Origin of the sequence: Enterobacter sp. D2, from assembly GCF_034427575.1 — a bacterium.
Taxonomy (GTDB): Bacteria; Pseudomonadota; Gammaproteobacteria; order Enterobacterales; family Enterobacteriaceae; genus Enterobacter; species Enterobacter cloacae_M.
On the sequence record NZ_JAXQPP010000001.1, the window covers coordinates 2021535 to 2046939 of the forward strand.

General features: G+C 57.9%; 19 protein-coding genes. 12 read left to right on the plus strand and 7 right to left on the minus strand.

The annotated features are described in order from the left end of the window. The first annotated feature begins 67 nt into the window (after positions 1-67). Positions 68-1210, plus strand: a complete 1143-nt coding sequence (gene ompC / locus SPG90_RS09745; protein ID WP_248169419.1) for a porin OmpC — start codon at positions 68-70, stop codon at positions 1208-1210. 54 nt (positions 1211-1264) lie between these two features. On the opposite strand, the gene SPG90_RS09750 is transcribed toward ompC, so the two are convergent. Next, the gene (locus SPG90_RS09750) at positions 1265-2128 is read right to left on the minus strand and encodes an N-acetylmuramic acid 6-phosphate etherase (RefSeq protein ID WP_126303831.1); all 864 of its coding nucleotides are present in this window, start codon (positions 2126-2128) and stop codon (positions 1265-1267) included. Between the two features lie 164 nt (positions 2129-2292). On the opposite strand from SPG90_RS09750, the gene SPG90_RS09755 reads away from it, so the two are divergent. Both SPG90_RS09755 and dcuR read left to right on the plus strand, forming a co-directional pair. Then, positions 2293-3909, plus strand: a complete 1617-nt coding sequence (locus tag SPG90_RS09755) for a sensor histidine kinase (protein ID WP_045403177.1) — start codon at positions 2293-2295, stop codon at positions 3907-3909. Beyond that, a complete protein-coding gene (gene dcuR / locus SPG90_RS09760; RefSeq protein WP_163353966.1) occupies positions 3906-4625 on the plus strand; it encodes a two-component system response regulator DcuR in 720 nt (239 codons plus the stop codon). Before SPG90_RS09755 ends, dcuR begins: the two co-directional genes overlap by 4 nt. Here the strand turns inward: dcuR and SPG90_RS09765 are convergent. Together SPG90_RS09765 and SPG90_RS09770 are read right to left on the minus strand one after the other, a co-directional pair. After that, complete coding sequence (locus tag SPG90_RS09765; protein ID WP_126303835.1) at positions 4606-5568, minus strand: FAD:protein FMN transferase; 963 nt, start codon at positions 5566-5568, stop codon at positions 4606-4608. The two genes, dcuR and SPG90_RS09765, sit on opposite strands and share 20 nt — an antisense overlap. Before the next feature lie 94 nt (positions 5569-5662). Continuing rightward, entirely contained in the window at positions 5663-8443 is a 2781-nt protein-coding gene (locus SPG90_RS09770) for a flavocytochrome c (RefSeq protein ID WP_126303837.1), read from the minus strand. Positions 8444-9046: 603 nt separating this feature from the next. Between SPG90_RS09770 and SPG90_RS09775 the strand changes: the two genes are divergently transcribed. The 4 genes from SPG90_RS09775 (at position 9047) to SPG90_RS09790 (ending at position 14640) form a co-directional block, all read left to right on the plus strand. Beyond that, positions 9047-10555: an anion permease gene (locus tag SPG90_RS09775; RefSeq protein ID WP_023312327.1), complete on the plus strand. Its 1509-nt coding sequence runs from the start codon at positions 9047-9049 to the stop codon at positions 10553-10555. A 53-nt stretch (positions 10556-10608) separates the two neighbouring features. Next, positions 10609-12258: a class I fumarate hydratase FumA gene (fumA, locus tag SPG90_RS09780; RefSeq protein ID WP_045356690.1), complete on the plus strand. Its 1650-nt coding sequence runs from the start codon at positions 10609-10611 to the stop codon at positions 12256-12258. 283 nt (positions 12259-12541) lie between these two features. After that, a complete protein-coding gene (locus SPG90_RS09785; protein ID WP_126303839.1) occupies positions 12542-13855 on the plus strand; it encodes an MFS transporter in 1314 nt (437 codons plus the stop codon). After that, a complete protein-coding gene (locus tag SPG90_RS09790) occupies positions 13852-14640 on the plus strand; it encodes a substrate-binding domain-containing protein (RefSeq protein WP_126303841.1) in 789 nt (262 codons plus the stop codon). Before SPG90_RS09785 ends, SPG90_RS09790 begins: the two co-directional genes overlap by 4 nt. On the opposite strand, the gene SPG90_RS09795 is transcribed toward SPG90_RS09790, so the two are convergent. The 3 genes from SPG90_RS09795 to SPG90_RS09805 form a co-directional block, all read right to left on the minus strand. Continuing rightward, positions 14615-15514: a LysR family transcriptional regulator gene (locus SPG90_RS09795; RefSeq protein WP_023312331.1), complete on the minus strand. Its 900-nt coding sequence runs from the start codon at positions 15512-15514 to the stop codon at positions 14615-14617. The two genes, SPG90_RS09790 and SPG90_RS09795, sit on opposite strands and share 26 nt — an antisense overlap. Positions 15515-15606: 92 nt before the next feature. Further along, the gene (locus tag SPG90_RS09800; protein ID WP_126303843.1) at positions 15607-17136 is read right to left on the minus strand and encodes a cryptochrome/photolyase family protein; all 1530 of its coding nucleotides are present in this window, start codon (positions 17134-17136) and stop codon (positions 15607-15609) included. After that, a complete protein-coding gene (locus SPG90_RS09805; protein WP_065454001.1) occupies positions 17133-17279 on the minus strand; it encodes a DUF2256 domain-containing protein in 147 nt (48 codons plus the stop codon). The genes SPG90_RS09800 and SPG90_RS09805 overlap by 4 nt, the downstream gene beginning before the upstream one ends. 215 nt (positions 17280-17494) lie before the next feature. Between SPG90_RS09805 and mtfA the strand changes: the two genes are divergently transcribed. After that, positions 17495-18292 carry a DgsA anti-repressor MtfA gene (gene mtfA / locus SPG90_RS09810; RefSeq protein WP_023312333.1) on the plus strand — a complete coding sequence of 266 codons (798 nt, stop codon included), beginning with the start codon at positions 17495-17497 and terminating at the stop codon, positions 18290-18292. Here mtfA and SPG90_RS09815 read toward each other — a convergent pair. Continuing rightward, complete coding sequence (locus SPG90_RS09815) at positions 18289-19500, minus strand: MFS transporter (protein WP_126303845.1); 1212 nt, start codon at positions 19498-19500, stop codon at positions 18289-18291. The genes mtfA and SPG90_RS09815 overlap by 4 nt on opposite strands. Before the next feature lie 138 nt (positions 19501-19638). Here SPG90_RS09815 and SPG90_RS09820 point away from each other — a divergent pair, with 138 nt between their 5' ends. Genes SPG90_RS09820 through SPG90_RS09835 form a run of 4 tightly spaced genes read left to right on the plus strand, consistent with a single transcriptional unit; the run spans position 19639 to position 25389 of the window. Beyond that, positions 19639-21381 (plus strand): IucA/IucC family protein, encoded by a 1743-nt coding sequence (locus tag SPG90_RS09820; RefSeq protein ID WP_126303847.1) that lies wholly within the window; start codon positions 19639-19641, stop codon positions 21379-21381. Beyond that, positions 21381-22328, plus strand: coding sequence for a GNAT family N-acetyltransferase (locus SPG90_RS09825; protein ID WP_126303849.1), 948 nt, complete (start codon positions 21381-21383; stop codon positions 22326-22328). The genes SPG90_RS09820 and SPG90_RS09825 overlap by 1 nt, the downstream gene beginning before the upstream one ends. Then, positions 22325-24067, plus strand: coding sequence for an IucA/IucC family protein (gene iucC / locus SPG90_RS09830; RefSeq protein ID WP_126303851.1), 1743 nt, complete (start codon positions 22325-22327; stop codon positions 24065-24067). The genes SPG90_RS09825 and iucC overlap by 4 nt, the downstream gene beginning before the upstream one ends. Next, positions 24064-25389 (plus strand): lysine N(6)-hydroxylase/L-ornithine N(5)-oxygenase family protein, encoded by a 1326-nt coding sequence (locus SPG90_RS09835; protein ID WP_322408105.1) that lies wholly within the window; start codon positions 24064-24066, stop codon positions 25387-25389. The genes iucC and SPG90_RS09835 overlap by 4 nt, the downstream gene beginning before the upstream one ends. The last annotated feature ends 16 nt before the right edge of the window (positions 25390-25405 follow it).

A 25405-nucleotide genomic window follows, 5' to 3' on the forward strand; every position in this document is an offset into this window, starting at 1 on the left:
ATCAAGTCTGTAATTACGGAGGGTGATTACATATATTCATGTAAATTATATTTAAAGGGAATATATAATGAAAAGAAAAGTTCTGGCAATTGTGGTACCCGCGTTATTAATGGCAGGCGCAGCCAATGCGGCTGAAATGTACAACAAAAACGGCAACAAAGTTGACCTGTACGGCAAAGTCGACGCGCGTCATACCTTCTCTGACAACCCCGGCGACGACGGCGACGAAACCTATGTGCAGGTTGGCTTCAAAGGCGAAACCCGGATTGCTAACGACCTGATCGGTTACGGTCAGTGGGAATACAAAACCTTCGCTAACGATACCGAAGGCGCGGGTAACAAATCGTTCAACCGCCTGGCGTATGCTGGCCTGAAATATGGCGAATACGGCTCATTTGATTATGGTCGTAATTACGGCGTCATGTACGACGTAGAAGCCTGGACCGATATGCTGCCTGTATTTGGCGGTGACTCTTACACCTGGACCGATAACTTTATGAACGGTCGTGCTAACGGTCTGGCCACCTACCGTAACCAGGATTTCTTCGGTCTGGTTGAGGGTCTGAATTTCGCGCTGCAGTATCAGGGTACGAACGAAGGCCAGGATGCAACAGAAGATCAGGAAGGCACGAAAAACGGCCATGACGATGTTCGTTTCCAGAACGGCGACGGCTTCGGTATGTCTACCTCCTATGACTTTGCTGGCGATCTCTCAGGCCTGAGTCTGGGTGCGGCGTACTCGTCTTCTGACCGTACTAACGAGCAGGTTGCTTACGGCAAAGCCGCGAAAGGCATAGGTTATGCGGGTGGCGATAAAGCTGAAGCCTGGACCGTGGGCGCAAAATACGATGCAAACAGCGTTTACCTGGCGATGATGTATGCGGAAACCCGCAACATGACGCCAATCGGTAACTTTGGTATCGCCAACCAGACCCAGAACTTTGAAGCGGTAGCCCAGTACCAGTTCGACTTCGGTCTGCGCCCTTCCCTGGCATGGGTCTACTCAAAAGGTAAAGACCTGGACGGTAAAGGATTCAATCCGGATCTGGTTAACTACATCGACCTGGGCATGACGTACAGCTTCAACAAGAACTTCTCCACCTATGTTGACTACAAAATCAACATGCTGGATCAGGACGAAGCGCTATATGATGCATACGGTATTTCCACCGACGACATCGTTGGCGTAGGCATGACCTACCAGTTCTAATCCCCAAAATACCAAAGGCCGCAACTGCGGCCTTTTTTATATCTTCACTTTAAATTACGGCGCTTCCTGCAGCGCCACGCGAATAAACCCGTTATTCTGCGCCAGCAGCTCATGGGCTTTCCATGCATCCAGCCCTGTCAGCACCATCAATACCGCCGTTTTACAGTTATGGTTACAGCTCGCCAGCGCGGCTTTTGCCTCGGCCCGTGTGCATCCCCCCGCTTCCATTACAATCGCAATTTGCCGTTCAGCCCATTTGGTCGCGCTTGCCTCAAGATCCACGCGCAGGTTGCTGTAAACCCGTCCGGTGCGGACGGCCAGCCCGGTGGCGATCATCGCGAGGATCATTTTTTGCGCGATCCCCGCTTTAGTGTTGATATAGCCTGCGACGACATCGGCCCCCAGCTCCGGAGCGATAACCATGCTTGCCAGCTGCGCGGCTTCGCTTTGCGCATCACCGGTAACAATGGCGACCGGTGAACCCAGCGACCACGCATGGCGCATTGCCCCCCAGACCCACGGCGTTTTTCCGCTGACGGTCACGGCCAGCATCATATCGTGTTCACCAAACTTGATGGCCTGCAGATCGGCAACGCCGCGCTCGTAGCTCCCTTCCCCTTCTTGTGCCGTAACGGCCATAACAGGAGTTTTGCCCGGCGCATATTCATCGGCAACCTGTTGCGCTACGCGCCCTGACGGCCCCGCGCCAGCAACAATCAGGCGACCGCCGTGGCTGAGCGTCGCGGCGGCGTTGTCCACCACGCGGGCAATAGCATCTAGACAGGGGGTAATAGCAGCAGAAATGAGTGCATCATCCTGGTGAATGACTTTCAGCATGTCCAGCGTGGACAATCTATCAATATTCATCGTGCTGGCGTGCCGTCTTTCCTTGACCGAACCGGTAAGCATAACGCTCATAAACAGCCTCCTTATTATGAGTACCCACACACTATAAAGTGTTTTATATAGACGACCTGCGAGGAGGGTCACGAAAAGGGGACCAAATCCACGCCTTTACATGGCTTTAAGAAAAGCGCGTCATCGGCGATAATTACCCCTTTCTTAATTATCGCGGAGTGTTGATGAGCGATTTGCAGCCTTTCCTTACGACGCGTAAGCGCCCCATGAAGCTGAACACCCTGGTCACGCTGATGGTGTGCGCGATTATTGCCTCTGTGCTGCTGGTGGTTTTTGCGCTCTACTCCGTGCAAATCACCCGGGCGACCCGCGATGATGTTAAAGATACGGCTCTGGGTATCGCCAGAACGCTGGCCAACAGCCCGGAGATCCAGCGCGGCCTGATGCAGCCACCCCAGGCGGACATCATTCAGCCCATCGCCAAAGCCGTCACCCAACGCAACGATCTGCTGCTCACCGTGGTGACCGACATGCGGGGAATTCGCTACTCGCACCCGAACGAAGCCCTCATCGGCCTGCACTTTATTGGCAACGACCTGGAACCTGCGCTGGAAGGTAAAGAGAATGTCTCCGTAAACCGTGGCGCCCTCGCCGAAGCGCTTCGCGTCTTCACCCCCGTTTACGACAGCCAGCACGACCAGATCGGCGTGGTGGTAGTCGGTATCTCCCTCAAAAAAGTGGAAGATCAGATTGCCCGCGGACGGCTCAACGCCGTCTGGACCATTTTGTTCAGTATATTTATGAGCTCCATGGCGATTTGGGGTCTGGTGCGGGTACTGAAACGCATCCTGTTCGGGCTCGAACCTTACGAAATTTCCGCCTTGTTCGAACAGCGTCAGGCGATGCTGCAGTCGCTTCGCGAGGGGGTGCTGGCCGTCGATATTCACGGGCGCGTGACGATGATCAACCAGACCGCCAGAGAAATATTGCTTCTCCCCTCCGGCAAGCAGACCGAAAACGCCAGCGCCCCCCTGCTGGCCAGCCTGCGCGAAGTCTCAAAGACGGGCGCCGCGCGCCAGGATCAGGAGATCAGCTGTAACGGGCGTCTATTGCTGTGCAATATGGTGCCCGTTAAAAGCCAGGATCGGGTGATCGGCGCCATCACCACCTTCCGTGATAAAACGGAAATCAGCCAGTTGATGCAGCGTATTGATGGCATGGTTAACTACGTCGATGCCCTGCGCAGCCATACGCACGAGTTTATGAATAAACTGCATGTGATCCTGGGCCTGCTGCACATGAAGCGCTACGACAAGCTGGAAGAGTACATCATCCAGACGGCACATAATTACCAGACGGATATCGGTACGATACAGAGCAAGGTAAAATCCCCGGTTATTGCCGGGTTCCTGCTGGGTAAAATCAATCGGGCGAAAGAAGCGGGCGTCACCCTGACGCTGGCGGATGAATGCCAGATACCGGATACCGCGAGCGAAGAGCAGGTCGCGGTGCTGATCACCGTGCTGGGTAACCTCATTGAAAACGCGCTCGACGCGATGGAAGGACAGCAGGAAGGTGAGATCGGCCTGCTGCTGCATTATCAGAACGGCTGGCTCAGCTGCGAAGTGAGCGACGATGGCCCCGGCATTGATCCCGCTCAGCTGGAGGCTATTTTTACAAAGGGCTTCTCAACAAAAGGTGAAAACCGCGGCGTTGGGCTGTTCCTTGCTCGCCAGCAAATCCAGAACCTCGGCGGCGATATCACCGTCGAGTCTGAGCCAGGCGTATTTACCCAATTTTTTGTTCACATCCCCTGGGATAGCGAGAGGAATATCGCGTGATAAATGTATTAATTGTCGATGATGACGCCATGGTAGCCGACCTCAACCGTCTGTATGTCAACCGTGTTGAAGGTTTTAGCTGCTGCGGCGTCGCCTCCACGCTAAACCAGGCCGAGGCCATAATTAATAACCCCGGGCACCCTGTCGATCTGGTGCTGCTGGATGTCTATATGCAGCAGGATAACGGGCTGGATCTGCTGCCCGTTATTCGCGCATCCGGGCGCCCAATCGATGTGATTATGATCTCGTCGGCTGCCGACGCCGCCACGATCCAGACCTCTATCCATTACGGGGTGGTGGATTATCTGATCAAGCCGTTCCAGTTCCCGCGCTTTGAAGAGGCGCTGAACGGCTGGAAGGCAAAGCACAGCCTGATGGGTTCGCACCAGTATTATGAGCAGGCCGACGTCGACCGGCTGCTCCACGGTGGGGCGCCGGAACTGGCGGACAGTAAAAAGCTGCCGAAGGGGTTAACGCCGCAAACGCTGCGCACGATTTGCCAGTGGATTGACGCTCACCCGGAGACGGAATTTTCTACCGATGACCTGGCTAACGCCGTCAATATCTCCCGCGTATCCTGCCGTAAATACCTGATTTGGCTTGCGCAAATCAACATTCTGTTCACCAGCATTCACTACGGTGCCACCGGGCGTCCGGTGTATCGCTATCGTCTCCAGCCGGAGCAGACCGGCCTGCTCAAGCAATACTGTCAGTAACGCGGTAGTCGTTATCCAGCAGGGTAAAACGGAAGTGGTGCATCGATGAGATCACCACTTCTTTTGTTTTGGTCACAAAAATCGCTTCGATATCAGGACGAGAGCGTAGCACAGCGCAGCCCTTCTCTACTCCCATGCCGTACATCAGCGTGGTCCAGATATCGCCGTCAATAGAGTCTTTCGAAACAATCGTCACGCTGTCCAGCTCGTTGTCCAGCGGATAGCCGGTGCGCGGATCGAGAATATGGTGATAGCGCTTGCCGTTTTGCTCAAAGTAGCGCTCGTAGGTTCCAGACGTCACGACGGACAGGTTCTCTACGGTCATCGTGCCGATCAGTGCATCACCGGCGAACGGTTTTTTCAGCCCCACGCTCCAGCCCCCTTCCGGTGAGCCTAACGTCTGAATGTTTCCACCGAGGTTGATCAACCCCAGCTCGGCGCCCTCTTTATGCAGGTAATCACGCACCCTGTCGGCGATATAGCCTTTGGCAATGGCCCCCAGATCGATCTCCATCCCCGCACTGGTCAGAAACACGCTGCTGCTGGCCTCATCAAGAAGGACATCTTCAGGACGGGTTATCGCCAGCAGCGACGCAATTTCCTCCGCAGGCGGTACGCTGTCCCCCTGAAAGCCAATTTTCCAGCGCTTCACCAGCGGACCTATCGCCAGGTTAAAGGCGCTGTCCTTGAGCAGGCTTGCCGCTTTTGCACAGCGGACCAGCTCAAACACAGGCCGGCTGACGGTAACCGGATGCTGACCAGCGGCATGATTGATGTCCATCACCTGCGAGTGTGCGCGGTTGACGGTAAGCAGATCTTCATACTGTTTGATCAGGCGAAACACGCGGGACGCGAGGGCTTCATCGTGGGAGAAGAGTTTCAGGAGAATGGGTGAGCCCATCAGGACGGCGGAGTAGCTGTAAACGCGATGGTCATCAGGCATGACTGGAGTCCTCAGATGTAGCCCCGGCAGGCACCGCGCCGCCGGGGAAAATGCCGGATAACGCTGCGCGTATCCGGCCTACAACACAGGGGCCTTACTGCTTTTTCGAACGCATAGCCGCCTGATGTCCTGCAAGCGTACCAAAAATAATGATATCTGCCACTGCGTTACCGCCGATACGGTTACCGCCGTGGATCCCGCCGACCACTTCACCCGCCGCAAACGCGCCTGGCAGCACGTTGTGGTTGCTGTCCAGCACGCAGGTTTCGGTGTTTATGGTCACGCCGCCCATGGTGTGGTGCACGCCCGGCGCAATCTGAATGGCGTAGAACGGCCCTTCATTGATAGGCGCGCGCAGCGCGGTGGTACGACCAAAATCGTCATCATGCTGTTTTTCAACGAAGCCGTTGTAACGTTCCAGCGTCGCGAGGAAAGCGTGGTAATCCATACCCAGCGCTTCAGCCAGGGCTTTAGGCGAGCTGGCGCTGGTCACGAAACCTTTTGCGATGTACTCATCCGCGGCTTTGTTTTTGGCACGTACGTGCTCGTCAAAGACGATGTATGCGTATTTCTCCGGCAGCGCGATGATTGACGCCGATACCTTATCGCGGGTCGACATTTCGTTGTAGAAGCGCTCCCCTTTCTGATTGACCAGAATCGCCCCGCCGCCGCGAATGGATTCGGAAATCAGGTACGAGGTGTTCTGCTCAACGGTTGGGTGAATTTGAATTTCGCCCATATCCACGGTACCCGCCCCGATGCGCTCCAGCAGCGCGATGCCGCCGCCGGTTGCCCCTTTGTGGTTGGTGGTGACGAACCCTTCCAGATCCGGACGATATTTCACCACCATCTGGCTGTTGGCGCTGAAGCCGCCGGTAGCGACAATCACGCTTTTGGTTGCAACGGTGACGGTTTCGTTCTCTTCGGTGGTCAGACGTACGCCGGTCACTTCGCCGTTCTCGAAGATGATGTCGCTGACGGAGGTATCCAGCATCACCTCGATGTTGCGTTTGTTGACGTTACGCACCAGGCCGCTGATCAGGTAGCCGCCCACCGCAGAACCGTCTTTTGGACGGTGAGTACGGTCGATGCTCATCCCGCCGGTGGTGGTGATGTCGTTCAGCATGATGCCGCGCGTTGCCAGCCACTCAATTGCCTGCGGCGCGTTTTCGACGAAGCGACGCAGCAGTTCCGGGTTGTTCTTGTTGCCGCCGCCTTTCAGGCTTTCCTGATAGAACAGCTCTTTGCTGTCCTGAATGCCCTTCACGCGCTGGAAGCGGGTTTCGGCGGCGTTCATACCGGCAGAGGCTTTAATGGTGTTCCCGCCGATGGTCGGCATTTTCTCGACAATCAGCACGCTCGCGCCTTCGTCGTGAGCCTGGATCGCTGCCGCCAGACCGGCGCCGCCGCTGCCGACAACGACCACGTCCACGCTGCGGGTTTCGTTCGGGTCGACGCCCTCTTCCGCGGCCAGCGCTTTGCTGGATTTCAGCATCGCTTTAGAGACCGCTTTCTTCACCGCTTCACTCTGGCTGGTTGCGCCGGTGATGGCATCCACGTGCGGGGTGTTGGCATCCAGAATGCGGGCACGGATCTCTTCAAAGCTGGTCACAAACTCAACGTCTTCGCTCGGGCCGGAGGCCAGCTCAATGTCCGCAATGCGGTCGGTTTCCAGACTGACATTAATCACCAGTTCGTTAGCGTCATCCTGCACTTTCTCAGCAAAGGTACCCGGTTTGAATTTGGATTCGCCCATGCTCATGTCGCGGATCATCGCTTCTACCAGCGAGAAGCGCCACAGCGGTTCAGGAATGCTGAGCTCTTCGCGTTTGGTGCTGTCCATAAACAGCTCCAGGCTTTCCCCGGCCGCAATGCGGTCTGTCCAGTCCGGATAAGCGATGGTGGCGCGGCCAACGGCAATCAGGTCGTAACCGTGATCCAGCGCTTCATTCACATCGGAAGCATTCACCACGCCGCCCACGCCCATGACCGGAACCTGCGCCAGCGTTTCAGAACGCATCGCGCAGTATTTTTCGATAAGCGGAGTGGGATCCTGAGTGTCGACAATGGAAGGACGCAGGGTCGCGCCGACGGAGAAGTGCAGATAGTCCACGCCGCGCGCCGCCAGTTTTTCCAGCAGGTACATGGTGTCGTCAAAGCGGATGCCCGGGACTTCCATCTCTTCAGGGGAGAAGCGGTAGCCAATAATAAACGCGTCGTCCGCGTACTGGCGCACCATTTTGTGGGTAATGTCCAGCACGGCCAGCGGGAACTTCGCGCGGTTATCGCGGCTGCCGCCCCACTCGTCATCGCGCTGGTTTGAATTCGGTGAGTAGAACTGCTGAATCAGATAGGTGTTTGCCCCGTGGATTTCCACGCCGTCGAAACCGGCCTGGATGGCGCGACGCACCGCCTCACCAAACTTGCCGATCATGCCTTCCACTTCTTCTGCGGTCAGAGCAACCGGCGTTGCGGCACCTTCACGCGGCGCGGCTACGGCGCTCGGGCCAACCGGGGTGCGGCCACCGATCAGTTTCGGGTCAACCATGCGGCCGCCGTGGTAGATCTGCAGTAGCGCCTTAGATCCTTTGGATTTAATGGCTTCTGCGATTTTCGCCAGCCCGGCAATTTTCTCATCATTATCAATACCGATGGCACCCGGGAAGGCGAGACCGAGATCGTCGACGAAGCAGCATTCCACAATGATGGTGCCAATGCTGCCGGAACGGGCACGATAGTACTCCACCAGCTCGCTGGTGACGGTGCCGTCAAAATAGCCGGTACAGGTTGTCATAGGGGCCATTAACAAACGGTTTTTCAGTTCAGTACCATTCGGTAATGTGAAAGGGCTAAGAATGCGTTCGTTAGTGCTCATAATAGAAACTCCAAACTTTTAAAAATTAAGAATTCGTTATCGGATTGATTTTTATTTCGTCGTTATTTGCCGATGTCATGATATTAATATAATGATTTTTTTAGTTTCTAAAGTTATTACGTTAGTTAAAAAACTATTTAATCTCTTCGATAACACAAATAACACATTGGTGTTAGCGACTGTAATTCAGCCATTCACAATAATTTAAAATTCGTTAAATGATTAATGGTAAAACCAATTCACCAAAACAAAATTAAGACCAATAAAAACAATGCACTACAAACACACCAAAATCTAACCTGTTAAAAAAATGATAAAAAATATGCCAAAAACAGGCAATAACCACATACGCCAGAGTGGTTATTAATAAAAGCATAAAAATAACGCTGCAATTCTATTTTTTTGATCGCGATCAATAGTTATGGCATTCAAAAGCGCAATATAAAAACATCATCATTTTTTAATTTAGCGCACACGAAAACGCGTTAAATCGCTATTACTGAAAATACAAGAAAGCACCTTTAATAACTAAAAAAAGCAAAGAAACTAAATAAAGTGCTTTTTCATTGTGACCGAATTTTTGACAACTTAAGACGTGAAACTATGAATACAAAAACTGCTGTAACGCCCCCTGTGGCGAACCAGGCATCAAATGGAAACGCAAAACGATTGCTGATGATGGCGCTACCCGTCATCGTCGCCGTACTGCTGCTGTTTGTTCCCGTTCCTGAAGGCTTGCCGCCTTACGCATGGCACTACTTCGCCATCTTTGTCGGCGTGATCGTCGGTCTGATCTTCGAACCGCTGCCGGGTGCGGTGATCGGCCTGACCGGCGTGGTCGCCATCGCCCTGTGCAGCCAGTGGGTGCTGTTCAGCCCCGATCAGCTGGCTGACCCGAAATTCAAACTGGCGGGCGCCTCCTTTAAATGGGCGGTGAGCGGGTTTGGTAACTCTACCGTATGGCTGATTTTCGGTGCCTTTATGTTCGCCGCAGGCTATGACAAAACCCGCTTCGGCCGCCGTCTGGCGCTGATTCTGGTGAAGTACCTCGGCCGTCGCAGCCTGACGCTCGGTTACGCCATTACGTTTGCGGACCTGCTGCTGGCACCGTTCACCCCGTCCAACACCGCGCGCAGCGGCGGGACCATCTACCCGATTATCGCTAACCTGCCGCCGCTGTACGGTTCAAAACCTAATGACCCAAGCGCGCGTAAGATTGGTTCATACCTGATGTGGGTGGCGATCACCGCCGCCTGTATCACCAGCTCAATGTTCCTCTCCGCCCTCGCGCCAAACCTGCTGGCCCTGGCGCTGGTGAAAAGTACGGTTGGGATTGATATCTCCTGGGGCACCTGGTTCCTCGCCTTCCTGCCGCTGGGTATCCTGCTGATTCTGACCATGCCGCTGCTGGCCTACTGGTTCTACCCACCTGAAGTCAAAGTGAATAACGAAGTGCCGCTGTGGGCGACCCGCGAGCTGGAAAAACTGGGCAAACTGTCCCGCAACGAAATTCTGCTGCTGGTGTTCGTTTGCTGTGCTCTGCTGATGTGGATCTTCGCCGCCGCGTGGATTGAGCCTGCCATGGCGGCCCTGCTCATCGTCGGTCTGATGCTGTGGACCGGCGTGCTGGAGTGGAACGATATCACTGGTAACAAGGCCGCATGGAACACCTTCGTCTGGTTCGCTACCCTGGTTGCGCTGGCGGATGGCCTCTCCTCTACCGGCTTTATCAGCTGGTTAGGTAAAGAAGGCGGTCTGCTGATGAGCGGTATCTCTCCGGGCGTGGCGACCATCGTTCTGCTGCTGGCGTTCTACCTGCTGCACTACCTGTTTGCCAGCACCACCGCGCACACCACGGCGCTGCTGCCAGCGATGCTGACCATCGCCTCCACCATCCCTGGCATGAATATGGAAGTGTTCGTTCTGCTGATGGTGACTTCGCTGGGCGTGATGGGGATCATCACCCCATACGGTACTGGCCCAAGCCCGATTTACTACGGTAGCGGCTACCTGCCAACCAAAGACTACTGGCGCCTCGGCACCATCTTCGGTGCCATCTTCCTGGCGGCCCTGCTGCTGATTGGTTATCCGTGGATGTCCATGATGTTCTGATTCCTGACCGCCGGACGTTTCCTCCGGCGGTTTTATTTTTGTGGAGCAATACTATGTCGAATAAACCGTTTTTTTATCAGAACCCCTTCCCTCTTTCCCATGACGACACCGAATACTACCTGCTGACCAAAGAGCACGTCTCCGTTGCCGAATTCGACGGTCAGGAAGTGCTGAAAGTGGAGCCGGAAGCCCTGACCCTGCTGGCGCAGCAGGCCTTCCACGATGCCGCGTTTATGCTGCGTCCTTCCCATCAGAAGCAGGTTGCCGCCATTCTCAACGACCCGGAAGCCAGCCAGAACGACAAATACGTTGCCCTGCAGTTCCTGCGTAACTCTGAAATTGCCGCAAAAGGCGTGCTGCCAACCTGCCAGGATACCGGCACCGCGATCATCATGGGCAAAAAAGGCCAGCGCGTCTGGACCGGCGGAGGTGACGAAGCGGCGCTGAGCCAGGGCGTGTATAACACCTACATTGAAGATAACCTGCGCTACTCGCAGAATGCGGCGCTGGACATGTATAAAGAGGTGAATACCGGCACCAACCTGCCCGCGCAGATCGATCTCTACAGCGTGGACGGGGACGAATACAAATTCCTGTGCATGGCAAAAGGCGGCGGTTCTGCCAACAAAACCTACCTCTATCAGGAAACCAAAGCGCTGATCACCCCGGCGAAGCTGAAAAACTACCTGGTTGAGAAGATGCGCACCCTGGGCACTGCGGCCTGCCCGCCTTACCATATCGCGTTTGTGATTGGCGGTACGTCAGCGGAAGCCACGCTGAAAACCGTGAAGCTCGCTTCCACGCGCTACTACGACGCGCTGCCGACGGAAGGTAATGAACACGGCCAGGCGTTCCGCGATGTTCAGCTCGAACAGGAACTGCTCCAGGAAGCGCAGAACCTCGGCCTCGGCGCGCAGTTCGGCGGTAAATACTTCGCCCACGATATCCGCGTGATCCGCCTGCCGCGCCACGGCGCTTCTTGCCCGATTGGCATGGGCGTCTCCTGCTCCGCGGACCGCAACATCAAAGCGAAAATTAACCGCGACGGGATCTGGATTGAGAAGCTGGAACACAACCCGGGCCAGTATATTCCTGAATCACTGCGCCAGCAGGGCGAAGGCGACGTGGTGAGCATCAATCTGGACAAGCCGATGAATGAGATCCTGGCGCAGCTTTCCGCGCACCCGGTCTCTACCCGCCTGTCGCTGAACGGGACCATCATCGTGGCGCGCGATATTGCCCACGCGAAGCTGAAAGAGCTGCTCGACAACGGTGAAGAACTGCCGCAGTACGTTAAAGATCATCCGATTTACTACGCAGGCCCGGCCAAAACGCCGGAAGGCTACGCGTCCGGCTCACTCGGCCCGACCACGGCTGGCCGTATGGACTCGTATGTGGACTTACTGCAATCCCACGGCGCGAGCATGATCATGCTGGCGAAAGGCAACCGCAGCCAGCAGGTAACCGACGCCTGCCATAAGCACGGCGGCTTCTACCTGGGCAGCATTGGCGGCCCGGCGGCGGTGCTGGCGCAAAACAGCATTAAGAGCCTGGAATGCGTCGCATATCCGGAGCTGGGAATGGAAGCCATCTGGAAAATTGAAGTCGAGAACTTCCCGGCGTTTATCCTGGTGGATGACAAAGGCAACGATTTCTTCCAGCAGATCCAAAACAAACAGTGCGCGGGTTGTTCACAGCGCTAGGTTGAGACAGGCCGGGTGGCGCAACGCTGCCCGGCAGTCGCAGAAAGTCATGCGCCTGCGTCATGTCACAAAACCGTGATATCAGCCACTTAGCAAAACGTGGTGAATAAAAAATCAATTAATTGTTAAGTTATTGTTGTCATTAATTGTATTTATCCCGCGAAGGCTATTCATGCAAAAAGTGCATCAGCCGATGCGGCATTTGCGCTTATCTAATTCCTCATCCTGATCCAGTTTTCAGAAACAGACGCGTAAAACGTCAACAATAAAACTGGAGATAACCATGTTTTCCTCAACCTCACCTGCAACCGTACGCTCGAAAGCGGGCGCGATACTTCGCGTCACGTCCGGCAACTTTCTTGAGCAGTTCGATTTCTTTCTGTTCGGCTTCTATGCCACCTATATCGCCCACACGTTCTTCCCGGCGAGCAGTGAATTTGCGTCTCTGATGATGACCTTCGCCGTCTTCGGCGCGGGCTTTTTGATGCGTCCCATCGGGGCCATCGTGCTTGGCGCCTATATCGACAAGGTGGGGCGCAGAAAGGGACTGATCGTCACGCTCTCCATCATGGCGGCGGGGACGTTTCTGATCGTGCTTATCCCCTCTTATCAAAGCATCGGTCTGTGGGCGCCGCTGCTGGTGCTGACGGGCCGTCTGCTGCAGGGCTTTTCCGCCGGTGCGGAGCTTGGGGGCGTCTCGGTCTATCTGGCTGAAATCGCCACGCCGGGCCGCAAAGGGTTTTACACCAGCTGGCAGTCCGGCAGCCAACAGGTCGCCATTATGGTCGCCGCGGCGATGGGCTTCGCCCTGAATGCCCTGATGGCGGAGAGCGCCATTCGCGAATGGGGCTGGCGCATCCCATTCCTGTTCGGCTGCTTAATCGTGCCGTTTATCTTTTTCCTGCGCCGCAAGCTGGAGGAGACGGAAGAGTTCAGCGCGCGCCGCCAGCATCTGGAGATGCGTCAGGTCTTTAAAACGCTGCTTAGCAACTGGCAGGTGGTGGTCGCGGGCATGCTGATGGTAGCGATGACCACCACCGCGTTCTACCTGATCACCGTCTACGCTCCCACCTTTGGTAAAAAAGTGCTGATGCTGAGCGCGTCGGACAGCCTGCTGGTCACGCTGCTGGTGGCGGTTTCTAACTTCATCTGGCTGCCGGTGGGCGGTGCCCTGTCGGACCGTTTCGGGCGCAAGCCGGTGCTGATTGCCATGACCCTGCTGGCGCTGGCGACCAGCTACCCGGCCCTGACGCTGCTGGCGAACGCGCCCAGCTTCTCGATGATGCTGAGCGTGCTGCTGTGGCTCTCCTTCCTCTACGGCCTCTATAACGGCGCGATGATCCCGGCCCTGACGGAGATCATGCCTGCCGAAGTGCGCGTGGCGGGCTTCTCGCTGGCTTACAGCCTGGCAACGGCGGTATTCGGTGGCTTTACCCCGGTCATGTCCACCGCGCTGATTGAATACACCGGTGACAAAGCTTCGCCTGGCTACTGGATGAGCTTCGCCGCGGTGTGTGCCCTGCTGGCCACGCTCTACCTCTACCGCCGCCGCGCGGTATCGCTGCAAAACACCGTCAAGTCACAGGGGGCGGTATGAAACGCACTTATCGCTATACCGCCAGCGCGCTGGTGCTGATGTTCCTGAGCGTGAACGCCTGCGCTCAGGATGTGAAGGTCATGATTTCAGGCGGCTTCAAAGCCGCCCTGGAAAAGCTGGCCCCTGAATATGAACGCCAGACCGGGGATAAAATCGTGATCATCCCCGGCCCCTCAATGGGCGCTACGCCGCAGGCGATCCCAAACCGCCTGGCGCGCGGCGAGAAGGCCGACGTGGTGATTATGGTGGGCGATGTGCTGGAGAAGCTCGAAAAAGCCGGCCAGACCCGGACGGGTTCGCGAACGGAACTCGCGGACTCCCCCGTTGGCATGGTGGTGAAAAAAGGGGCGGATGTCCCTGATATCAGCAGCGAGGCGGCTCTGCGTAAAACGCTGCTGCAGGCCAGCTCCATCGCCTACTCTGACAGCGCCAGCGGCAGGTACGTCAGCCAGACGTTGTTCAAAAAGCTGGGGATTGAAAAGGAAGTGGCGGATAAAGCGACAATGGTCGAGCGTATCCCGGTCGCCTCAGAAGTGGCGAAAGGAAAATACACCGTCGGTTTCCAGCAGGTGAGCGAGCTGCTGCCGGTTCAGGGCGTCACCTTTATCGGGAAAATCCCGGATAATCTGCAGTACATCACGCGCTTCGCGGGTGCGGTCACCCGTCACGCAGAATATCCCGCGGAGGGGAAAGCGCTGCTAACCTATCTCGCCTCACCGCCCTCCAGGGACGTCATCCAGAAGACGGGAATGATCCCCGTTACGTCCGGCGATACTGCTCGGTGATCTGTTTTTCCAGTTCAGCCGCAATATAGGACTGGATGCGCCCCCGGCGCCGGATAAGCCCCACGGTGCGTTTGACCTCCGGCGCCACCAGCGGCAGATGCGTCAGCAGCGTGTGCTCTGACGTCGGCATTGACATGGCGGGAACGGCAGCAATGCCGATCCCCGCCTCTACCATACCGAGCATCGTGGTAACGTGGCGCGTTTCGCAGACGCTGGGGCGTTCGGGAACGATATCCCCCAGCATCCGATCGAGCAGGTTACGGTTACCTGACGTTTTATCGAGGGAGATATAATCCTGCTGGTAAAAGGCCTGCCACGTAAGATGACTCTTCTGCGCCAGGGGGTGATCCTTTCGGCACGCCGCAACATAGACATCCTCCACCAGCGGAAAAAATTCGATGTCAGACGGCAGGTTTCCTGCGAAGCTGATACCAAAATCCGCCTGGCTTCGGGCCACGGCGTCAATCACATTCCCCGCGCTGCTGTCGATGAGCTTAATGCGAACGCGCGGATAGCGAGACTGAAAACGACGGATCACATCGGGCATAAAGTAACAGGCCGCGGACGGGACCGTGGCAACCGTGATCAGCCCCGTCCGCTCTTCGCTGACCTTATCGACATCCGCCAGCATTGACTCAACGTTGTCGAGCAGCTGCGCGGAGCGTTCAGCAAAGTTTTGCCCGTATAACGTTAAGGCCACGCGGCGGGTGGTACGGTCAAACAGCCGGTTTCCCAGCGCGGCTTCCAGCTTTTCAATCCTGCGGCTCAGCGCCGACTGGGATAAGCAGATAGATTCAGCGGCGACACGGAAGTTACCGTATTCCACTAACGCTCTGAAAGCATAAAGATCGTTAAGGTCAAAATTCACGGGCATAGCGTCTGGATGTCCTGTCGGGGAATACGCAGCAAAGTCAAAAATAATAGCGTCTTATTGACCCACCGCAACCGGCGCGGTGTTGAAATATGTCAGAGGTCGTTGAGATGCAGGCGAATATACCCGGCGCGGTCGGCAAGGGCCTGCCGCTCCTCTTCCTTCATGTCCGCAAGCTGTTTAAAGACGATGCCCAGGCGGGGATTGTTACCCAGACGCGCCTGGTTGCGCGCAAAGAAATCCCAGTAAAGGGCATTGAAGGGGCACGCCAGCTCTCCGGTACGCTGGGTGTGCTGATACCGGCACCCCTGACAGTAATTACTCATCTTGTGAATGTACGACGCGCTCGAAACGTAGGGCTTACTGGCCAGCAATCCGCCATCGCCAAACTGGCTCATGCCGAGGGTATTGGGCAGCTCCACCCATTCAAAGGCATCAATATAGACTCCCAGATACCATTCATGAACCGCCTGCGGCGACAGGCCGCTGAGCAGGCTAAAGTTCCCGATGACCATCAGGCGCTGGATATGGTGGGCGTAAGCCTCGGTGAGCGACTGTCCAACGGCATGCGCCAGGCAGCGCATCTGCGTCTTGCCGGTCCAGAACCAGTCCGGCAGCGGGGCGTGCTGGTCTAAGGCATTCAGCTCCCGATAGCCCGGCATCTGCGACCAGTAGATCCCACGCACGTACTCCCGCCAGCCGAGAATTTGTCGGATAAACCCTTCAACGGCAGGCAGCGGCGCATGGCCCGAACGCCATGCCTGCTGGGCGGCAGCCACCACTTCCCGCGGATTAAGCATTTTGGTGTTCAGCGCGAATGAAATTAACGAGTGGAACAGAAATGGTTCCTCAGCGTGCATCGCGTCCTGCCAGGCGCCGAACCGGGGGAGCACGTGAGCAATAAATTCATCCAGCCTGGCTTTGGCTTCCGAACGGTTGAGCGGCCAGCGAAAATTCCCGGCCTGCGGTTCGCCGAAGGTCTTTACGCCGCAGCGCTGGATCTCCGCCCATAAGGCTGAATAATCGTGGCGCGGACGCGAATCCTCCGGCGCGGGCGGCTCGCCGGACCAGCGTTTGCGGTTTTCGGCATCAAAATTCCATTTTCCCCCTTCCGGCTCGCCTTCTGAGGTTAACAGTACACCGTGCTGACGACGCATTTCCCGGTAAAAGTACTCCATTCGCCAGCTTTTGCGCGTCGCAAAGAACGCGCTCACCTGTTCACGGGTAGTGAAGAAATGCTCGCTGCTGACGCAGGCCGTTTCGACGGACGCCGCTTTCGCCCACGCCTGCAGCTGCGTATCCAGGCGCCATTCGTCGGGCTCCTGCCATATCACCCTGTCGGCGCCGTAATGCGCGACAAGCGCGTTGAGATTGTCTTCCAGCGCGCCGCGGTTTGAGTCGTCAGAGAGCCGGACATACCTCACCCGATGCCCCTTCTCCTTTAACGCAGTGGCAAACGCGCGCATGGCCGCAAAAATGGCGATCACTTTCTGAGCGTGATGAAGCACGTACGCGGTTTCTGCCCGCAGCTCTAGCATCACGTAAATGACATTTGGATTGCAGGCATCAAACCAGCTGTGGTGCGGATTAAGCTGATCGCCGAGGATCAGGCGCAGTTCGGTCAACGGTGGCTCCTGCGACAGCGCTCGGAACAGTATTTGACCTCATCCCAGCATTTCGCCCATTTCTTGCGCCACGTCATAGGCCGCTGGCAGTGCGCGCACGCACGGCTGGGCAGACTCTGCTTGTTACCTTTGAAATCGCTCATCTTTTCAATACCGTACTGATTTCTTCACTGAACCTGTGGGCTAAGGCTACGACAGACTTCACAAAATGAAGGTGATGCCCGTAAACCGCTACCCACCGCTACGTACGAATGATAGTTTATTCAGGCTGGAATTGTCGCAGTGAGCGATTTTCTGGCATCTTAACCAAACCTGACTTTCCCATTTTTGTTCAAGTGACGAGTTTGCGAGCAAAGCGATGATAAAGTGGCCCTGGAAAACGAATGAAGCTGGCCGGGATATGGCGCTGCCATGGGATGACGCGCTGACGATCCCTGTTCTGGCTAATCTTAAGCCGGATGAACAAGCGAAACTGGTTCAGCTGGCGGATCGTTTTTTACAGCAAAAACGTCTGGTTCCACTGCAGGGTTTCGAACTCGATCCCCTGAAAAACGCGCGTATCGCCCTGCTTTTCTGTCTGCCGGTGCTTGAGCTCGGCATTGAGTGGCTGGACGGTTTCCACGAGGTGCTTATCTATCCCGCGCCGTTCGTGGTGGATGACGAATGGCAGGACGATATCGGGCTGGTGCACAACCAGCGCGTGGTGCAGTCCGGACAAAGCTGGCAGCAGGGGCCGATTATCCTGAACTGGCTCGACATTCAGGACTCGTTCGATGCGTCCGGTTTTAATCTGGTTATCCATGAAGTGGCGCATAAGCTCGATACCCGCAACGGCGATCGCGCCAGCGGAGTTCCGCTGATCCCGCTTCGCGAGGTGGCGGGCTGGGAGCACGATCTGCACGCGGCGATGGATAACATTCAGGATGAAATAGACCTGGTGGGCGAAAGCGCGGCCAGCATTGACGCCTATGCGGCAACCGACCCGGCCGAGTGCTTTGCGGTGCTCTCGGAGTATTTCTTCAGCGCGCCCGAACTCTTCGCGCCCCGCTTCCCGGCGCTGTGGCAGCGTTTCTGCCAGTTTTATCAGCAGGATCCGCTCCAGCGTCTGCGGCAAAATGAGGAGTCTGGCGGCCATTCCTCCCGCCAGATCCATTAAGGCTTTTCAGAAGGGGTCCGCTCGGTTGAGCGTACCCCTATGCTCAACGCTAAAAACAGCACTGCCATTCCCCACGCGGCCACCGTCAAAGACTGCTCGCCGTAAAAGCGCGTCACCACGGGCACCAGCAGCGCGCTGACGCCGTAGCCTAACGTGTGGCTGGTGGCGATGACGCCCGCCCCTTTCCCGGTGGTCAGCCTGTCGTTCAGCAGAAGCTGGTAGCCCGGCGTGGCCATCGCCGCCCCGAGTGAAGTGATAACAATCCCCACGTAGAACAGCGTTAAACCCGCGACGGTCATCAGCCCAAGCCCGGCCACCATCAGCACCGCCGCGATGCAGAGCAACGTCACCGGGGTGAAATGCTGCGGGCGGACCACCAGAAACTGCGCCGCGAGCGTGGCCAGCGCGGCCAGGCTCAGCAGAAGCGCAACATGATGGCTGATCTCCCGGGCGTTGCCCTCCAGCAGGGGGCTAAGATGCGGTGACAGGCCAAGCTGCATCAGGCTCACCAGCGCCGCCAGCAGCAGCGCCAGCAGCAGGAACGGCAGCATCGAGGCCTGCAGGCGGGTCGCCTGGTGCGCCACCGGCGGCAGCGGCGGGTCTGCGGCTTCGCGAAGCACCAGCAGCAGCGCGATTAACGGCGCGATCGCCATTAGCCAGAGCGGCGCCACCGGGCTGACGCTGAGCATTAGCGCCGCCAGCGGCGGGCCGAGCAGACGTCCGCAGCTGAGGCCGGAGCTTATCGTCGCCAGCGCCGCCATTCTTTTCTCCAGCCCCGCACGCTGAATAGCCCACGTCTGGGCCGCAGGCACCAGCCCCGACACAGTCAGTCCGTAAAGCAGACGTGAAAGAATCAGCCCCGCCAGTCCCCAGAAAGTATCCAGCCTTCCGGCCGCCATCGCCCAGACCACCAGTGCCATGACGGCGAAACTGGCCAGATAGCCGCTCAGCGAGGCCAGCATCACAGCCTTACACCCCCGCCGCTCGCTCTGGCGCCCCCACCAGGGCGAGGCCGGTAAAAAGAGCATGGATCCGAACATCAACAGCCCGGCCCAGACGGAGAGCGACAACCCGGTCAGGGTCACCAGCTGCGGGAGCATCACCAGCAGACCGTTTTGCCCGATGCCGAGTAACCCCGCAGAGAGCGCCAGGGGCCAGTTAGCTTTTGAAGTGACGTTCTCCGTCAAGGTTTCAGAGTCAGCGCGCATGAGAATGTGAACATAGTGTCAATAAATGTGTGGAAATTATGAAGTTTATGAAAACAAATATTGCAAAAATGGTTGCGACTGTAAACAGAATGAATATCATAACGAGAATTATTATCAATCATGGAATGAGGTACACCTATGCGTGCTCTGCCCCGCTCTGCCGGTACAGACGTTGCAGCCCAGTGTTTTTTAAACGCCCTGTTGCGCGAAACGAAGGACTGGCGCTATCTCCCCGCTACCGCTGCGGATGCGTTACCGAACATTCATATCCCGCAGTCCCAAACCCAGGCGCTTCGGGTTCCGGTACGCTATTTCTCTCCCACCCAGCATCATCAGTACCGTTTCCCGGCAACGCTTATTCAGAACAACAGCGATGACGGTGACGCCGTCACATTTGACCAACTGGTTGATTTAATTCTTGAAAAACCATCAGTTAAAGGATCGCTGGATGCCGATACGCTGGCGCGTTTTAAGCAGCGCGTTCTCGAAAGCCATGCGCACACCTGGCAGGCGATCGATCTGCGCCACAGCTGGGCAAACCTGCGCGATAAGCCGCTGACGTTTGCCGACGCGGAACAGGCGCTGCTGGTCGGCCACGCGTTTCACCCTGCACCGAAGTCGCACGAGCCGTTCAACGAAACCGAGGCGCGTCGCTATCTGCCCGATTTCGCCTCCCGCTTCCCGCTGCGCTGGTTTGCCGTTGAGAGCACGCTCGTTGCCGGCGACAGCCTGAACGTCTCCCTGCGCGAGCGTCTGCTGCGCTTCGCGGCCCAGAGCGCGCCTGAGCTGCTCGGCCACTTCACCGACACCCGCTGGCTGCTGCCGATGCATCCATGGCAGGCCGACTATCTGCTGGAGCAGGACTGGTGCCAGCGTCTGGCGGAAAACGGTTCATTGCAGGATCTGGGCGAAGCGGGCGCGCAGTGGCTGCCTACCAGCTCCTCCCGCTCGCTGTACAGCGAAACCAACAGCGACATGATTAAGTTCTCCCTCAGCGTGCGCCTGACCAACTCCGTGCGCACTCTGTCGGTCAAAGAGGTTAAGCGCGGAATGCGCCTGGCGCGCCTGGCGAAAACGGAACGCTGGCAAGATTTACAGGCTCGCTACCCAACCATGCGCGTGATGCAGGAGGACGGCTGGGCGGGGCTGCGTGACGAAAGCGGCGTTATTCAGGAAGAGAGCCTGATGGCCCTGCGCGTCAATCTGCTGTTCGATACGCCAGACACCCAGACCAACGTGCTGGTGAGCCTGACCCAGGCCGCGCCGGACGGCGGCGACAGCCTGCTGGCTTCCGCGGTGCGCCGTCTGAGCCAGCGTCTGGATTTACCGCTCGCCCAGGCCGCCCGCTGCTGGCTGGACGCCTATTGCGACCGCGTGTTGCTCCCGCTGTTCAGCGCCGAGGCGGACTACGGTCTGGTCCTGCTGGCGCACCAGCAAAATATCCTCGTTGAGATGCAGCAGGATTTCCCCGTCGGGCTGATCTACCGCGACTGCCAGGGCAGCGCGTGGACCGAAGGGGCCGACGCGTGGCTGAATTCAGCGGGCGAAACGGAGGTGGAAAACCGCTTCGGTGAGAGCCAGCTGCTGCGCTACTTCCCTTATTACCTGCTGCTGAACTCTACCCTTGCCGTCACCGCCGCCCTCGCCGCTGCCGGTTTTGACAGCGAGGAGAACCTGATGTCCCGCGTGCGCGACGCGCTGGCCGAACTGCGCCGCACGGCGAAGCAGACCCGATGCCTCGACTACGTGCTCGACAGCCCGACCTGGAACTGCAAAGGCAACTTCTTCTGCTACCTGCACGATCGCAATGAAAACACCATCGCCGATCCGGCGGTGATCTATTTCGACTTTAGCAACCCGTTTTACAAGGAGAAGGCGTAATGGCAATCGCGAATATCGTCCATTCCGGCTACGGCTTTCGCTGCACCGCAACGGATCGCGCGCTGCCGCTGACGTTGGGTCTCGACGGCAGCGCGGTGCTGGAGCGTCTGAATGGGCTCCCGGACGGCTGGCTGGTCGAAGCCCTGGATCAGCTGTTTGTTGCCGCACCCGCGCTGACCGGCATTACCCTCCCCTGGGCGACCTGGCAGGATGCCCCCCAGGCGCAGGCGCTGTTTAGCCTGGCCCACGGGGACTATCTGGCACGCGAAACCTTCTGGCAGCTGCCGCTGTGGCTGAAAGGCGAACGGCCGCAGGCCAGCGGCGGGATGCAGTTTGATGAGAGCCGTCAGCTGTACTTCCCGCTGCGTCCTCACCGCCCGCAGGGCGAAATATACCGTCGCTACGATCCGCAAATTAAGCGCACCCTCAGCTTCCGCGTGGTCGACGTGGCGCTGGACGGCGAGCGCTTTACCCAATGGATGAATAACCCGCGCGTGAACGCCTTCTGGGAGATGGCGGGCCCGCAGGCGGAGCAGGAAAGCTACCTGCGCCGTCAGCTTGACTCGACCTACTGCTACCCGGTTATCGGCTGCTTCGACGACCAGCCGTTCGGCTATTTTGAGCTCTACTGGGCGGCAGAAGATCGCATTGGCCGCCACTACCGCTGGCAGCCGTTTGACCGCGGGCTGCACATGCTGGTGGGCGAAGAGAACTGGCGCGGCGCGCAATACATCCGCAGCTGGCTGCGCGGCCTGAGCCACTATCTGTATCTCGATGAACCGCGCACCGCGCGCATCGTGGCCGAGCCGCGCTTCGACAACCAGCGCCTGTTCCGCCATCTGGCCTCCGCCGGTTTCGACACGGTGAAAGAGTTCGACTTCCCGCACAAGCGCTCGCGCCTCATCATGAGCCAGCGCCACCGCTTCTTCAGCGAGGTGGAACTGTGAACGCGCTCTGGCAGAAAGTGAACCGCGAGATGGTGGCGAAGATCCTCGCCGAGCTGGAGTACGAACGCACCCTGCGCGCTGAGCCGGTTTCGTCGGACGGCTGGCGCATCGCCATGGGCAACGAGTCCTGGCAGTTTCGCGCCGCGCGCGGGATCTGGGGCTGGCTGCATATCGACCCGGACAGCCTGATCGCCGCCAGCGGCGATGCCGTCGAAGCGGAAAGCGCGCTGCTGCAGCTGGCGACGGTGCTGGAGATGAGCGACGCGCAAACGGCAGAGCATATGGAAGATCTCTACGCCACGCTGCGCGGCGACATGCAGCTGCTGCAGGCGCGTGAAGCGCTGGACGCGGACGCGCTGATCCACCTCGACCCGGACGAATTACAGTGTCTGATGAGCGGTCACCCGAAGTTTATTTTCAACAAAGGTCGCCGCGGCTGGGGCCTGGACGCGCTGCGTCAGTACGCGCCCGAGTATCGCGGACGTTTTCGCCTGCACTGGGTCGCCGTTCAGCGGGAGCATCTGGTCTGGAGCAGCGACGCCGATTGCGAGATCAACGCTCTGCTGGCGAGCGCCATGGACAACGCCGAGCGCGCCCGCTTTGACGCCCGCTGGCAGGCGCTGGGTCTCAACGACGGCTGGCTGCCGGTGCCGCTGCACCCGTGGCAGTGGCAGCAGAAGATTGCCATTCATTTCCTGGCGCAGCTGGCGCGCGAAGAGATGGTTGAGCTGGGCGAATTTGGCGACGAGTATCTGGCGCAGCAGTCCCTGCGCACGCTCACCAACGCCAGCCGTCGCGCGCCGTATGACATCAAGCTTCCGCTGACCATCTACAACACCTCCTGCTATCGGGGCATTCCGGGCAAATACATTGCCGCCGGGCCGCTGGCCTCGCGCTGGCTTCAGCAGCAGTTTGCCACCGACGCCACGCTTGCCCGCTCTGGCGCGCAGGTGCTTGGCGAACCCGCTGCCGGCTATCTGTCGCATCCGGGCTATGCCGCATTGCCGAAAGCGCCCTACCGCTATCAGGAGATGCTGGGGGTGATCTGGCGCGAGAATCCGTCCTGTTATTTAGAAGACGGTGAACAGGCGGTGCTGATGGCCGCGCTGATGGAAACCGACAATGCCGGGCGCCCGCTGATCGACGCGTGGATTAAACGCTCGGGGCTAAGCGCCGACGCATGGCTGGAAAAGCTGTTTGAGGCAACGGTGATCCCGTTCTATCACCTGCTCTGCCGCTACGGCGTGGCGCTGATCGCCCACGGCCAGAACGTGACGGTGGTGATGAAGGATTACGTCCCGCAGCGCATCCTGCTGAAGGATTTCCAGGGCGATATGCGCCTGGTGGATGAGGATTTCCCGCAGGCCCAGAGCCTGCCGGAGCAGGTGAAGGCCGTGACGGCGCGCCTGAGCGCGGATTACATCATTCACGACCTGCAAACCGGCAACTTTGTGACGGTGCTGCGCTTTATCTCGCGCCTCACCCTGCAATGCGGCGTGAGCGAAACGCGCTTCTACCAGATTCTGGCCGGAGTTTTACGGGAGTATATGGCGGCGCACCCGGATCTGGCAGAGCGCTTCGCCAAATTCGATCTCTTCAAGCCGCAGATTATTCGCGTGATCCTCAACCCGGTCAAACTAACCTTCTCCGAACACGACGGCGGCAGCCGCATGCTGCCGAACTACGTCACCGACCTTGATAACCCTCTTTTTCTCGCCTCCCGGGAGTCAGCGCAATGAAAACCTATGATTTCATCGGCATTGGTATTGGCCCGTTTAACCTCAGCATCGCCGCTCTGGCCGAAGGGCTGGACGGCTTTAGCTCGCTGTTCCTTGAGCGTAAACCGCACTTCTCCTGGCACCCGGGAATGATGGTGCCGGACTGCCACATGCAGACCAGCTTCCTGAAGGATCTGGTCAGCGCCGTGGAGCCGACCAACCGCCACAGCTTCCTGAACTATCTGGTGCAGCGCAAAAAGTTCTACCGCTTCCTGACCACCGAGCAGCGCACCGTCTCCCGCGAAGAGTTTGCGGACTACCTGTGCTGGGCGGCGGATAACCTCACCAACCTGGCCTTTAGCCAGCAGGTGCAGCAGGTGAGCTTTGATGAGAAAAACGGCCTGTTTGAGGTGGTGACCCAGCGCGACCGCTTCCTGGCGCGGCACGTCTGCGTGGGGATTGGCAAACAGATCAACCTGCCTGACTGCGTTACAACGCAGGACGATACCTGTTTCCACGCCAGCGAGATGATGCTGCGCACGCCGGATCTCACCGGCAAGCGCGTCACCGTCGTCGGCGGCGGCCAGAGCGGGGCCGACCTGTTCCTGAATATCTTCCGCGGCGAATGGGGCCAGCCGCTGAGCCTGAACTGGGTATCGCGCCGCAATAACTATAACGCGCTGGATGAAGCCGCCTTTTCCAACGAGTATTTCACGCCGGAGTACGTGGACAGCTTCTCCACGCTGGGCGAAGAGGCCCGACGTCAGATGCTGCACGAGCAGAAGATGACCTCCGACGGCATCACCACCGAGTCCCTGCTGGCGATTTACCGCGCCATGTACCACCGCTTCGAAGTGCTGCGTGAAAAACCCTGGGCGCACCTGATGCCGTCCCGCTCGGTGACGGCCCTGACGCGCCAGGAAAACGGACATCGCCTGAGCATTCAGCATCACCTCGACGGCGGCCGCGAGCAGCTGGATAGCGACGTGGTGATTTTCGCCACCGGCTACCGCGCCGTGCAGCCCGCGTTCCTCGCGCCGCTGTCTCACCGCCTGCATCTGGACACGGACGAAGCCTTCTGCATTAACAACGATTTCACCCTCGAATGGGACGGCCCGCAGAGCAACCGCCTGTTCGCCGTGAACGCCGGGATGCACCGTCTCGGCATTGCCGAACCCCAGCTCAGCCTGATGGCCTGGCGCGCGGCGCGAATTCTTAATCGCGCGCATGCCGACGAGCCGTTTGAGCTGGCCACCACACCCGGCGTTATCCACTGGCGCACAACCACCAGCCCGGACAGCAGCCCGGTTTTTAAATCATTAGCAAAAACCACCGAGTACTGACACACACAATCAGGAT